This is a genomic window from Paenibacillus piri (genome assembly GCF_004354045.1).
Taxonomy (GTDB): Bacteria; Bacillota; Bacilli; order Paenibacillales; family NBRC-103111; genus Paenibacillus_S; species Paenibacillus_S piri.
In genome coordinates, this window is sequence record NZ_SMRT01000015.1 from 16617 (window position 1) to 29155 (window position 12539).

Consider the following 12539-nt stretch of genomic DNA (forward strand, 5'->3'; position numbering starts at 1 on the left):
AGAAAATCAACAATATTCATTAACAGAGCCTGCTTATAAGAACCTACATTTTTTCAAGGAAATTAAACATTTTCGCAACCCCCTTTGCGCAGACCAAAGCGTCTTCCATAGTTTCCCAGCAGTCTAATAAACCCCTTAACTCAACTCCATCCAGATCTGTTCCGCTTAAGTAAACGCAATACTTATTATCGCTATTTGTCTGAATTTCTACGTGGCTTAATACTTTAAAATTTGTTACAGAGATACGATTGTCCAATCTCCTCATCGACCCTTTCATGGAAAAGATGGAAGATGGTCGGTTGCACTACTCGCTCATTCCGATCCAAGTGCCCAGGTACAGATCGGAGATCTCAGCATCCATTCTAACTAAAAAATATCCAAAACGCTTTTCGACTTGGTTGAGATGTATTTCATTGGATCTTCTGATTCTTGTACAACGTAATTTAAAAAAACTGACAATTACCTCATTTACCTTTTTATCGGCAAATAAATTATTAGAATTGAGTATGTTTAAAAATTACACTTAAATTAGCACTGTTGTTTATTAAAAGGTATTGTAACCATGGCCGGATATCGTTCCGGTCATTTTTCTTTTGTAGTAATTACGGCTTGATATGAAACTACGGCATAGTAAATTCCCGAGGAAAAAACATGGAGGGAGAATTGGTACAGCAATAAATCGCATGATGTCACTGTGAACATTCGTCTTCGTGATCCAAACACCAATAATTCTAATGGTGCCAATCCAACAGCAGGAATCTATCTTTTCTTACGAGGTAAGAGACTTGAAAATCGGGGAAACGAGCTTCTTGATGAAGGCGAAACAATTTTTATTACTTGGTCTTGAGCATATTTTCACCGGTTATGATCATATTTTATTTGTCATCAGTTTACTTTTCGGTTCACGAACGGTACGTCATATCCTCTCTTTGGTTACCGCATTCACCATAGCTCATAGTCTGACACTGGTGCTAGCGACTTTTGAGATCATTAGTTTACCAAGTAAATTAGTCGAATCCGCAATTGCCTTAAGTATTATCTATGTGGCATTACAGAACATATTCAACCAAGACTCAAAGCACCATCCATTGATCGCTTTTGGTTTCGGACTTATTCATGGATTCGGGTTCGCCGGGATTTTAACTGAAATGCGGTTGGATGGAGCACATCTTGCCACATCGCTTTTGTTTTTCAACGTAGGTATAGAACTGGGACAAATTATCATAGTTTCCCTTGTATTTCATTTATCCTTTACTTTCGAAAAAGCTGGAATGCAAAATGGGTCATTCCGGCGCTTTCTACGGGAGTCTTTGCTTTTGGGCTCTTATGGTTTTTTCAGAGAGCCTTTCAATAAAAATCATCATAAAGTATTTTTATGCTATTATCGTAACCGACCTCGTTGGGGGCGGCCCTCCTACAATGAGGAGGTATCCTGTCGCTCGACACTTGGCACCAGATAAAAGGCCTGCGTGATAACGTTCGGGGCAAGCTGTGTATTTAATCTGAGCGCCGCAGAGCGCCAAAGTTTGCTTTCCTTGCAAATCGACCCGAAAGCCCGGGATTTGAACGATTCAACGGAAAAGCCTGGAAAATCGGGTACGGTTAAGAAACTTCATTTGTCTGAATCGCAGCATGATTCCACAAATAAAGCTTTCGTGCCTTAGCGGGGGACGGTTCATTTATCCATCCAGATTGTGGTAATATGAGGTAGTTCATATTCAGGAGGTGCTTTCGATGAACCCTATAACGGTAAGAAAAGCGCAGACCGACGATGCAGCGGGGCGCAGGAAGGCTGCTCATGCGGACGCTCGAAGAATTCGGATACAAGCAGAACTGCAGCTACGTTATTCTTGTGTCGGAGAGCAAACGCGAGCCGTCGCATGCATTTTATGAGTGGATCGGTTATTCCGCGGATCAGAGAGGGTTCAAAAAGCGTTTATTGTAGCAAGGTTAGGAAGAGGCGAGGCGGGATTAAACATAGAAGAAGCGGCAGCCGGTCCACTGGATCGGCTGCTTTGGTAAGTTGTAAAGCATAAGTTCCATACGCTGCTTTGCCGATCTTGATAGTCGCGCCCGCCCTTGAAGGACGGCGAAGCCGATTATTCCGGGGGACGGACGGTCTCGCCCGCAGCTGCAAAGCTGTCGATGGCGTCCATCGGCAAGTGATCCGTTATTAATCGGCCATAGTGCGCTATCTGCACGATGCCATCCTCGTCAATCAAAAACTCGGCCGGAATGCGGTTCATGTTGGAGCCTTCCTCCGGAGTCAGGGCAAAGCCTTCCGCCGCTGCCTCGGCAACAAACGGGTGCGTATTTACGTCGGCTATGGTTGCTTGCGTTTTCTCCTCGGATACTTCAACGCGGTACAGGTCGTAGAGGCTTGCTTGCGGATCGGCAATTAACGGAAACGGCGCCTCCTGCCGGCCGACGTACCGGGATAAATTAAAGTCCGGCGATTCGAACACCGCCAGCACCTCCAGACCTTGTCCGTGCCACCGGGGATAGTGCCTGATCATGTGCCGTACCCGCAAATTGCACAGCGCGCAGGCCGCGTTGCGAAAAAACGCGAGCAAAACTTTGCGTCCGCGCAGATCGGACAAGCGGAGCGGGACATTGTCCATGCCGCTGAACTCGAAATCAGGAGCGGCCGCTCCCTTGCGTAGTGGAATGCTCATTATAATATGCCTCCTGGTCATGTGATGAATCTGGCTCAATTTGAACCGATTGACACGACTATATCAGGAGTTCGTATTATAATTCTGTGACCAGGTCACCAACGAACGACGATAATGCTTCCCGTTCCAAAACCGAGATGCGACCCCGTCCCGTAGCGATCCAGCCTTTCTTGTGCATGCGGCTTAACACACGGCTGATGACTTCGCGAGCCGAACCAAGTTCGGCGGATAATTGCTGATGCGTGCTCCGGATTGTCGGCTGCTGCTCGGACGTCAGCCTCAGCAGCAATTCGGCGAGCCGCGCGTCCAGCGGCTTTGCGATTTTACCGGTCAGAAGCTCGCTCATGCGGATCAGGCCATCCATCATATTGCCGAACACCGCATTCCGCACTGGCGCATACTCTTGAATCCAGCGGAGGAACGAGCTTTTTTCCACGAACAATGCCGTCACCTCGGTTTCTGCGGTCATGGCGCCGGGATAATCGCGTTCGCTTAAGCCGCTTAATACCATGAAGGCGCATATATCACCGGGTGACAGCCGGTTGGCGATCATTTCGCGGCCGCTTTCGGCAATCGTCGAGATCCGAACTGTTCCGGCAATGAGAAACAGTGCATATTTGGCGGCTTCTTCAGCCCGGAATAAGCCGGCTGCGGGTGGAAAAGTTTTTAGCCGGGGCTGAGCGGCGGCCCATTCCTCAGCAGAGACGGCCCGAAAACAGGGGAAAGTGTCATATAGCTCTTGAAGGTCATGGTTCATGGCGTCTTCTCCGTTCGGATCGATGAATAATTTTATTATAAAGCACAGGCGGTTGTTGTTGAAATTAAGAGGAAGGATCGGGGATTATCCGTATCGAAGGTAGAAGCATCAATTTCGTGGGGGGATGCGCGCTGAAATATATTGAATTCGGTTTTGGCAATACGTGGCTTGTCCGAACTGAAACCGAGCTGGATGACGGGACGGAATTCGAACAGAAAGGTATCGTCGGTCCGATAACGTTCCGCTCGTTCTATGTAAGGATTTGGTTAGGCAAAACCGTACTCATTGCGGACTTGAAGCAAGGTATAAAAATAAGCAGGAAAAACCGGAATGCGGTAAAGTTTATTTTAGGGATAACAAGCCTCTGAAAGTCCGGCGGTTAACTGCCGCTAAGGGCAGAACCGTTGTGAAGCAGCGTCAGCGTTTACCTTCATCTCCGGATTTCAAACGCGTGATCGGCTCCTTCCATTCCGCTCATATGGGGAACTAACGTCGATCACAGCTATGATAGAGCATTCAGAGAGGGGGCGGTACGGCTGACCGGCCATATAAAATATAGTCGGCCGCCGGACTCAAAAGCCATGCAGCTGTACTTATCGCCGATGTATTCGGACTGGTATTGCAGCCAGCGGCTTAATCGTCGGCCGATCAACCGGTTCCCCTCAAATGAATGAAATCATTCCGAGCCCGTTATTTCTTTTCCTTATCCTGCAATTGCTGAAGGTAAGCGTCCAAGCGGTCGAATCGCTCCTTCCAGAGACGGCGGTACGAATCCAGCCAGTCGTCCATTTCCCGGAACGGCTCCGGCTTAAGCCTGTAAATCCGCCGGTTGGCGACCGCGTGCAGCTCGACGATCCCGGCCTCAAGCAGAACGCGGAGATGTTTGGATGCCTGGGGCTGACGGAGCTGCAGCCGTTCGGCGATTTCCCCGACGGTAAGGGGACCTTCCCGCAGCAATTCAACGATGTGCAGACGGTTAGGCTCGGCAAGTGCGCTTAATGTTGTTGTATCCATAGCAAGATTATTCCTTCATAAATCGATTCTCTGTATAAATCGCGAGTGAATGTATAGGTTTCAGCTTATATCAATCCTCCCGCATTCATGGTTCGAGCATTATCTCTAATTAAAACATACCATAAATGGAATATTCCCGCAAATGAATATTCGAATTGGTTTTCATACAGCTCCAAAGCTTGACAGGAACTGTTCATTATGCATATAATTGAAAAAATTAATTGCTGAGATCAAGGACATGAATCCTGAGCGATCCCGCACAGAGAGAGGGGACAACGGCTGCAATCCCCTTCGGCGATTTCCGGGCATTTACCCCCTTGTAGCTGTGATCTGGAAATCGTGCCTTGGCATGAGAGTATAAATCACCGGGTATTCCCGTTACCGAAACTTGAGGATTCGCGCAAGCCGCGGATCGAATTAGGGTGGAACCACGATGCACGCGTCCCTTACCGGGATGGGTGCATTTTTTGTTGGGTGAATTGAAAAAACGAATAGATCTGAGCTTTGATCAAGGACATGAATCCTGAACGACACCGCGCAGAGAGAGGGGACAACGGCTGCAATCCCCTTCGGTGGTCGCCGGCATTTACCCCCTTGTAGCTGTGATCTGGAAATCGTGCTTCGGCATGAGAGTATAGGTCGCCGGGTATTCCCGTTACAGAAACTCGAGGATTCGCGCAAATCGCGAATCGAATTAGGGTGGAACCACGAATGCACGCGTCCCTTACCGGGATGGGTGTATTTTTTATTTTAATAAGAGGGGTGAACTCGCATGAAATCAATGATTGAGCTTGAATTTCCGAATGGGGCGAGAAAGGAATTGTCCGCCGGGGTGACTTCCATGGAAATTGCGGCGGCAGTCGGCAGCAATTTAGCGAAGAAAGCGATCGCGGGAAGGCTGAACGGTCGACTGATCGATCTGCGCACGCCGATTCACGAAAGCGGCACGATTGAAATTGTAGTTGCGGACGACGAGGACGGCTTGTACATCATTCGCCATAGCGCCGCGCATTTGATGGCCCAGGCGCTCAAGAGACTGTATCCCGATGTGAAGCTGGGGATCGGGCCCGTAATCGAAGCCGGCTTCTACTACGATATCGACACGTCCGCAACCATATCGGTAGAGGAGCTTGCTCGTATTGAAGCCGAGATGAAAAAGATCGCCGCGGAAAATTACGACATTCACCGACGGATTGTAACCGGGAAAGAAGCTGTACATGTGTTTGAACAGATAGGGGATAATTTAAAGCTGGAGCTGATCCGGGATATACCGGCAGGCGAACAGGTTGCGCTCTATGAGCAGGGAGAGTTTGTCGATCTTTGCCGCGGGCCTCATGTTCCTTCGACCGGTAAACTATCGTCATTCAAGCTGTTGAGCGTTGCGGGTGCCTATTGGCGCGGCGACAGCAATAACAAGATGCTGCAGCGAATATATGGAACGGCGTTTTCGAATAAGTCGGAGCTGGATGCTTACCTGGCCTTCCTGGAGGAAGCGAGAAAGCGGGATCACCGGAAGCTGGGAAAACAATTGGAGCTGTTCATGTTTTCAGAGGAAGCTCCCGGTATGCCGTTTTACTTGCCCAAAGGCCAGGTGATCCGCAACGAGCTGGAACGGTTGTCAAGAGAATTGCAGCTGCAATACGGTTACGAAGAAGTTCGTACGCCGTTGATGATGAACCAGCGGCTTTGGGAGGAGTCCGGGCACTGGGAGCATTATCATGAAAATATGTATTTTACGGAAATCGATGACCGGAGTTTCGCCCTGAAGCCTATGAATTGTCCCGGACATATGCTTATTTACCAAAATCAATTGCGTTCCTACCGCGATCTGCCGATACGGATGGCCGAATTCGGGCAAGTGCACCGGCATGAATTCAGCGGGGCGCTTAACGGCATGCTGCGCGTCCGCACGTTTTGTCAGGACGATGCGCATATTTTCGCGACACCGGATCAGATTGAAGAAGAGATTAAACAAGTGATTCGACTGATCGGTCAAATGTACTCCGTATTCGGGTTTTCATACACGATTGAACTGTCGACAAGACCGGAGAAATCGATGGGCAGCGACGTTCTGTGGGAGCGGGCGGAAGGGGCGCTTCGCCAAGTGCTGCAGGAGCTTGCGATCGATTATAAGCTTAATCCGGGAGACGGAGCGTTTTATGGGCCGAAGATCGATTTTCATATTAAAGACGCGTTAAACCGCAGCCATCAGTGTGCGACGATTCAGCTCGATTTTCAAATGCCGATGAAATTCAACCTGCATTATGTAGACGAAGATAATCGAAAAGTGCATCCGATCGTCATTCATCGTGCCGTTTACGGTTCGATCGACCGTTTCTTCGGCATTCTTATCGAGCATTACGCAGGTGCGTTTCCAGTGTGGCTGGCCCCGGTTCAGGCCATGGTAATCCCTGTCTCCGATAAGCATGCGGACTACGCCCGGCGGGTTGTTGCGGCATTGCGGCAAGCGGGCATCCGGGGAGAGCTGGACAACAGAAGCGAGAAGATGGGATATAAGATCCGCAGCGCGCAATTGCAAAAAATCCCTTATACGCTTGTTGCAGGCAACGCGGAGCTGGAGCACGAAGCCGTTTCGGTTAGAAAATATGGGGAAACGGGCAGCAATTCCGTGCTGTTGGACCCGTTGATTAACGGGATTAAGGAAGAGATACAAGCGCGTATATAATCCGGGATATACGTAAACGAATGGGCTCGCTGCATGTTTGAAAGTCAAGTGAAAAAAAAGCGGAGGGGAGGGAAGCGTTCCTGACAAACTGTTGTCAGGGTAGCCGTCGTATAATAGCCATATAGAGCAATCGCAATAAAATGAAACGACAAACGGGAGGTTTTTTCCAATGAAGCATACAGCGGTGAACATGCACGACTACCATGTTTGGGCGAATCAAACGATGTTCGGACGGTTAAAGGAACTCCCGGAAGTGTACAATCAGGAGGTGCAAAGCGTATTTCCTACCGTATCCAAGGTCATGGCCCATATTTATTTGACCGACCTCTGTTGGTTTGACATTCTTTCCGGAGCAAGCATGGCAGAGGCGCTGTCCGTCGGCCACGGCCCGTTGAAGGAACAGACGGAATCGAAAAGCATCGGCGAATTGGAGGCGTTATACGCGCAGTTGGCGGAGAAGTACCGGGCTTATTTCAGTCAGCAGCCCGATTTGGAACAAACGTTGACACTGGATAACCCGTACGCCGGGATACGGGATACCAGCGTGACGGAAATCATTCTTCAGGTGGTCAATCACGGAACGTACCACCGCGGCAATATCACGGCGATGCTGCGGCAAATGGGGCATGCCTCGGTCATGACGGAGCTCGGCTTATTCTGGCACGTCGGGCCAAACTGATGGGCTCGCCGCTCCTGCGGAGCAGCTCCCGATTCACACGCTGTCAAGGAGCCATCGGCTCCTGCCGGCAATCTGCGCAGCCAATCGAGCAGCGCTCTTGCGGAGCCGGCCTTCAGCCGGCGCAAGCAGCAACGTGAAGGTCGGCCGCCCCGTTGCTTATGAATTAGGGGTGATCGTGGAGCTTCTTTGCCCCCACGGCTTAAAGACGGAAATTGCAATCATGGATACGAGAGAAACGGCTTGCAGCACAAGTCCGATCCACAGTTGAATCGCATTCACCTTAAATTCAGGAAGCAGCATTGCCCCCAGACCTTCCGCTGATACGATGGAAAGACCCTTCAGACTCCAGATGTAAAAACCGATTGGGCCGATCACGATCGTTAACAATGTTAATCCTTCCTTGGCTATAATCCAATAGTAGCGAAACAATCCCCAATGAGTCAGCACCGAAAGCAGGATGCCGGTGACTGCTGTACCGATCGTCGCTGCCCGGACACCTGTTCGGGCTAACAGATGAAAGATGGTATAGCAAGCTTGAAGCACGTCCCGGTTGTCCGCAAACAATGCGGCAATGCTCAGGATCACGATAACAACCGTTTCTCCAAGCATAATACCGGCGAATGCAAGATGGGCGGTTAACAGCCACTTCTTTTGATTTTTCGAAAGCTTTAACGAAATCAGCTCCTTTCCAAGCCGAACAGGCTGCATACTCCCCCTTAGTACGATCGGTAAATCGTTTGCAGCTTATACCTGCGACGCGCGAGTTTTTACTGTAATAACGGAACCCCAAAATAATAGCAGCGCAATGACCGGATGAAGCGCAGCCAAAACCCACACGGAAGCGAATACGTTTATGGTCATGAACTGCAGCACGATTAGCGCCAGCAGCCCAAGGCTGACCCAGCGCTTGGAACCGCGTATACGTCCGACCAAAGACAGCAGAAACATCATAAGCGGAACCATGGCGAAAAGCTGCACGAAAGCTTTATGCATCCCCCAATCGGCCGGGTTGACGAAAACGGCCATGCCCGCCAGGAAAACTTGCCCGACAATACAAATAAGAAACAACCATGCAAACAAGGTATAGAAGGCCCGACCTACCCGTACCAGAGCGGACGGCTTAACGATGTCAACGGTAATAGGGTTTGTTTGTTGTTCCACGGGAATTCCCCCTTCATTCAAAAGTAAGCCGCAGCAATCCCCCACAGCTTGCATACGACCGGATGGTTTCTATTGTAGACGGCAACTCTCACAAAGGAATGGAGGAATCGGTCACAATACGATCACAAGCCTTCTCGAATCGCCGGAAGTGAGCATGGAAACCGATGAACATGATACAATGGATGGAAATATGAAGTCTGGATGCTATCAGGTGAAGGAGGCCCCCATGAGTACCCCCAAAACGGTGCTGCTTGTAGATGATGATCAAGCCATTTTGGAATTGATGCGGGATTTTCTGGAGGACGAGGGGTTTTGCGTAGAAGCGGCGTCCGATTCCAGGAAAGCGCTGGAGGCGCTGGAGCGGATTCGCATCGATTGCGTGCTGCTGGATATCATGATGCCGGGACAAAGCGGCTTCGACTTGTGCAGACATATTCGCCGCACAAGCGAAACGCCGATCCTGTTCCTCAGCGCACGGGATGAGGATATGGATAAAATACGCGGTTTCAGCCTGGGCGCCGACGACTACATTGTCAAGTCGGCCACGCCCGAGGAGGTCGTGGCGCGGATCAAAGCTGTCCTCCGCCGCAGCGGCCGAAAGCAGCACGAGCATGTGCTCGATTTCGGGCAGCTGGTGCTTGATTTAAAAGCGCATGAAGCGTCCTTGGACGGCAAGCCGCTTTCCTTGACGCCCAAAGAATTCGACATTCTTTGCAGTCTGGCGGAATATCCGAGGCAAGTTTTTACATACAACCAGCTGTTGGACCGTTTTTGGGACGGTGTCGGGGACAAGCATACAGTCACCGTTCACATCGGCCGACTTCGCGAGAAGGTAGAGGATAACCCGTCTTTGCCGAAATGGATTGTCAATGTATGGGGCGTCGGATACCGGTTTGAGGGAGTGCGAAAATGAGCGGCGTGAAGCATTGCGGAAGAATGCGGCGCATTCGTACATTTATGCTTATCGGGATGCTTCTGCTGCTGCTGCTGCCGCGGTTGTTCTATCCGCTTCCCAAGCTGTTCGACAGCTGGATGCCGGGGGGCTTTATCCAGCAGCGCCACCAGGCGCAGGATGCTGCGTTGAACGATGCGCTGCTTGAGGCGTCGGGCCATGTGGAGCGCTGGCATGAGGCGGAATGGCAGCAGTCGTTGCGGCAAAGGCTCAACCATCCGGCGATCGGCTTGAAGCTGCTCGATGCGTCGGGACACGAAATTTTCAGGTCCGGTTTCATCCGCTTCAACGGTACCCCCGACCGGCAAGCTATCGTAACGGAGGAAGGCAAGGTGGTGGGGACCGTCTATATGTACGTGCCCGATCGGGAGACTGTGCTGCCTACCGTTGTATCTATTATTATAGCAGCTGGAATCATCCTGTTGATATGGAGGCAGATGGGGCGTTATGTCGTTAAGCCGTTGGAGGCGATGAGCGCGGCGGCCCGGAAGATCGGCGGCGGTGAGCTGGATTTCAAGCTGCCGCATTCCGCCGTATTGGAGGTGGACGAGGTGCGGACGGCTCTGGAGTCGCTCGGCAGCGGCATCAAGCAGTCGGTGACGCGCCAATCCGAGCTGGAGCACCAGCGCCGCTTTTATATCGGCGCGATCGCCCACGATCTGCGTACTCCGCTGTTCGCGCTGCGTGGCTTTTTGCTCCGGCTGGAGCGTGGGCTTGTCAAAAACCCGGAGCAGGCGGCAAGATACTTGTCGTTATGCGTCCAGAAGGCGGATCGGATGGAGCGGCTGGTGTCCGATCTTTTTTCATATATTAAGAGCGATGTGCCGGAGCTTTCGGTTCATAAGGAGCGTCAGGAGCTGTACCCGATTTTGGAGCGAACGCTTGATGCCTTCCGACCACTCGCCCAGTCCAAGCGGATTGACATCGCAGTAGACGGTCCCAGGGAGGACTGCGTCATTCAGGGAGACGATCATTTGCTGGAGCGCGCCATCGGCAACCTCCTCGACAATGCGATCAGGTACACGGCGCCGGAAGGCCGGGTCCGGCTGCAGTGGCATATGGAACGGGAGCGGGTCGTCTTTTCGGTTGCGGATTCGGGGCCGGGCATATCGGAGAAAGACCTGCCGCATATTTTCGATCCATTTTACAGGGCGGAGGCGTCCCGAAATACCGAGACCGGGGGAACCGGGCTGGGGTTGACGATCGCCGTTCGAATATTGACGGCTCACGGCGGCGGCCTTACCGCCCGCAATCTGCCGCAAGGAGGGGCCGAATTTACGGGATGGATAGCTCTTGATCATGGGCAGAACACAGGCATGCTATAAGCAGCCATATTTCCTTCTTATTGGAAATATACTTCTTATTGGAAATATATTGACACGCCCAGGAGCATCCGTTAACATCCGGATTATGGGAATGCCGCCGTTCATCGGTTTGGCCGAGACGTAATCAAAAGATCGAAATAAATCACAGACGGTTGCCAAGATCAATCGGCAAAGTGGAGGTATCGTTTATGGAAACGGTTCGTTGGGGCATTATCGGTGTCGGAGACGTAACGGAAGTGAAAAGCGGGCCCGGTTTTCGGAAGGCGGAAAATTCGCGGCTTGTTGCCGTCATGAGAAGGAACGGCGCATTGGCCGAGGATTATGCGAAACGCCATGGCGTGCCCAAATGGTACGACAATGCGCAAAGTCTCATCCATGACCCGGAGGTGGACGCCGTCTACATCGCAACTCCTCCCGCACATCACAAGGAATATACGATTGAAGCTGCCAAGGTGGGCAAGCCGGTCTACGTCGAGAAGCCGATGGCGATGGATTATGCGGAGTGCCGACAGATGATCACCGCCTGCGAGCAAGCTCGCGTTCCGCTGTATGTCGCCTACTACCGGCGCGCGCTGCCGAGATTTCTGAAGGTGCAGGAACTGCTCAAGAGCGGCGCGATCGGCGAGGTTCGTTTCGTTACAAGCACGCAGCTGCGACAAGCGAATGATTACGGCGGCGAGCTGCCGTGGAGAGTGCAGCCGCACTTGTCCGGCGGCGGGTTGTTCTTCGATATGGCCAGCCATACGCTGGACTTGCTCGATTTTCTATTCGGGCCGATTACGGAGGCGGACGGTCGGGCGGACAATCAGGGAGGGCAATACGCGGCTGAAGACATCGTTACGGGAACGTACAAGTTTGCATCGGGCGTCTACGGCATGGGGACGTGGTGCTACGCTGCTTATACGGAAATGGATTTGAACGAGATTATCGGGACGAAAGGAAAGCTTTCCTTCTCCACCTTGCAGGATAAGCCTATCGTCCTGACGACAGGGGACCGAACCGAATCATGGATGATCGATCATCCGCCCCATGTGCAGCAGCCGCTAATCCAATCGATTGTCGACGAATTGACGGGAAAACAAACGGTCTGTCCAAGCGACGGCATCAGCGGTGCGAGAACCAGCTGGGTCATTGAACAAATGGTCAAACAGTATACGGCGAAATAAGGGAATGTCCTAAAACGTCATTTTTGGATTTCTGTCCCCCTGCTCGGATATGAATTTGCATGTGAAAAGCCGCTTCCATTCCCACTGATACAGTGGTGTAAGTCTCGAAATAACGGGCATATCA

Annotated in this window: 13 protein-coding genes and 1 riboswitch; of the genes, 8 read left to right on the forward strand and 5 right to left on the reverse strand. The window is 51.3% G+C overall.

All coding sequences use genetic code 11. The features are described from left to right. Positions 1 to 285: 285 nt before the first annotated feature. Positions 286 to 368: riboswitch (cyclic di-GMP riboswitch) on the reverse strand. A 417-nt stretch (positions 369 to 785) separates the two neighbouring features. Beyond that, positions 786 to 1460, forward strand: coding sequence for a HupE/UreJ family protein (locus E1757_RS25310; protein WP_246079488.1), 675 nt, complete (start codon positions 786 to 788; stop codon positions 1458 to 1460). A gap of 311 nt (positions 1461 to 1771) precedes the next feature. Continuing rightward, the gene (locus E1757_RS25315; protein ID WP_133233449.1) at positions 1772 to 1945 is read left to right on the forward strand and encodes a GNAT family N-acetyltransferase; all 174 of its coding nucleotides are present in this window, start codon (positions 1772 to 1774) and stop codon (positions 1943 to 1945) included. Between the two features lie 154 nt (positions 1946 to 2099). On the opposite strand, the gene E1757_RS25320 is transcribed toward E1757_RS25315, so the two are convergent. Both E1757_RS25320 and E1757_RS25325 read right to left on the reverse strand, forming a co-directional pair. Beyond that, entirely contained in the window at positions 2100 to 2675 is a 576-nt protein-coding gene (locus E1757_RS25320) for a peroxiredoxin family protein (protein ID WP_165972281.1), read from the reverse strand. A 76-nt stretch (positions 2676 to 2751) separates the two neighbouring features. Then, entirely contained in the window at positions 2752 to 3432 is a 681-nt protein-coding gene (locus E1757_RS25325; protein WP_133233453.1) for a Crp/Fnr family transcriptional regulator, read from the reverse strand. A 131-nt stretch (positions 3433 to 3563) separates the two neighbouring features. On the opposite strand from E1757_RS25325, the gene E1757_RS25330 reads away from it, so the two are divergent. Then, positions 3564 to 3800: a DUF3977 family protein gene (locus tag E1757_RS25330; protein ID WP_133233746.1), complete on the forward strand. Its 237-nt coding sequence runs from the start codon at positions 3564 to 3566 to the stop codon at positions 3798 to 3800. Between the two features lie 322 nt (positions 3801 to 4122). Here the strand turns inward: E1757_RS25330 and E1757_RS25335 are convergent, their stop codons facing one another. Further along, a complete protein-coding gene (locus E1757_RS25335; protein WP_133233455.1) occupies positions 4123 to 4446 on the reverse strand; it encodes an ArsR/SmtB family transcription factor in 324 nt (107 codons plus the stop codon). A 772-nt stretch (positions 4447 to 5218) separates the two neighbouring features. Here E1757_RS25335 and thrS point away from each other — a divergent pair. Both thrS and E1757_RS25345 read left to right on the forward strand, forming a co-directional pair. Then, the gene (thrS, locus tag E1757_RS25340) at positions 5219 to 7132 is read left to right on the forward strand and encodes a threonine--tRNA ligase (RefSeq protein WP_133233457.1); all 1914 of its coding nucleotides are present in this window, start codon (positions 5219 to 5221) and stop codon (positions 7130 to 7132) included. A 169-nt stretch (positions 7133 to 7301) separates the two neighbouring features. Beyond that, positions 7302 to 7811, forward strand: coding sequence for a DinB family protein (locus E1757_RS25345; RefSeq protein ID WP_133233459.1), 510 nt, complete (start codon positions 7302 to 7304; stop codon positions 7809 to 7811). Positions 7812 to 7967: 156 nt separating this feature from the next. Here E1757_RS25345 and E1757_RS25350 read toward each other — a convergent pair whose 3' ends face one another. Both E1757_RS25350 and E1757_RS36250 read right to left on the reverse strand, forming a co-directional pair. After that, positions 7968 to 8519, reverse strand: coding sequence for a hypothetical protein (locus E1757_RS25350; protein WP_133233461.1), 552 nt, complete (start codon positions 8517 to 8519; stop codon positions 7968 to 7970). A 36-nt stretch (positions 8520 to 8555) separates the two neighbouring features. Further along, complete coding sequence (locus tag E1757_RS36250; protein WP_246079490.1) at positions 8556 to 8972, reverse strand: DUF6220 domain-containing protein; 417 nt, start codon at positions 8970 to 8972, stop codon at positions 8556 to 8558. Between the two features lie 226 nt (positions 8973 to 9198). On the opposite strand from E1757_RS36250, the gene E1757_RS25360 reads away from it, so the two are divergent. The 3 genes from E1757_RS25360 (at position 9199) to E1757_RS25370 (ending at position 12415) form a co-directional block, all read left to right on the forward strand. Beyond that, complete coding sequence (locus tag E1757_RS25360; protein ID WP_133233463.1) at positions 9199 to 9885, forward strand: response regulator transcription factor; 687 nt, start codon at positions 9199 to 9201, stop codon at positions 9883 to 9885. Then, positions 9882 to 11249, forward strand: coding sequence for a sensor histidine kinase (locus E1757_RS25365; protein WP_133233465.1), 1368 nt, complete (start codon positions 9882 to 9884; stop codon positions 11247 to 11249). Before E1757_RS25360 ends, E1757_RS25365 begins: the two co-directional genes overlap by 4 nt. A 188-nt stretch (positions 11250 to 11437) precedes the next feature. Then, positions 11438 to 12415 (forward strand): Gfo/Idh/MocA family protein, encoded by a 978-nt coding sequence (locus E1757_RS25370; protein WP_133233467.1) that lies wholly within the window; start codon positions 11438 to 11440, stop codon positions 12413 to 12415. Positions 12416 to 12539: the final 124 nt, after the last annotated feature.

Bases quoted from the DNA above. Each gene is read 5' to 3' on its own strand.
- E1757_RS25360 (WP_133233463.1), top strand. From the start codon at position 9,199: ATGAGTACCCCCAAAACGGTGCTGCTTGTAGATGATGATCAAGCCATT.
- E1757_RS25315 (WP_133233449.1), top strand. From the start codon at position 1,772: ATGCAGCGGGGCGCAGGAAGGCTGCTCATGCGGACGCTCGAAGAATTC.
- E1757_RS25320 (WP_165972281.1), bottom strand. From the start codon at position 2,675: ATGAGCATTCCACTACGCAAGGGAGCGGCCGCTCCTGATTTCGAGTTC.
- E1757_RS25350 (WP_133233461.1), bottom strand. From the start codon at position 8,519: ATGCAGCCTGTTCGGCTTGGAAAGGAGCTGATTTCGTTAAAGCTTTCG.
- thrS (WP_133233457.1), top strand. From the start codon at position 5,219: ATGAAATCAATGATTGAGCTTGAATTTCCGAATGGGGCGAGAAAGGAA.
- E1757_RS25370 (WP_133233467.1), top strand. From the start codon at position 11,438: ATGGAAACGGTTCGTTGGGGCATTATCGGTGTCGGAGACGTAACGGAA.
- E1757_RS25325 (WP_133233453.1), bottom strand. From the start codon at position 3,432: ATGAACCATGACCTTCAAGAGCTATATGACACTTTCCCCTGTTTTCGG.
- E1757_RS25345 (WP_133233459.1), top strand. From the start codon at position 7,302: ATGAAGCATACAGCGGTGAACATGCACGACTACCATGTTTGGGCGAAT.
- E1757_RS25365 (WP_133233465.1), top strand. From the start codon at position 9,882: ATGAGCGGCGTGAAGCATTGCGGAAGAATGCGGCGCATTCGTACATTT.
- E1757_RS25335 (WP_133233455.1), bottom strand. From the start codon at position 4,446: ATGGATACAACAACATTAAGCGCACTTGCCGAGCCTAACCGTCTGCAC.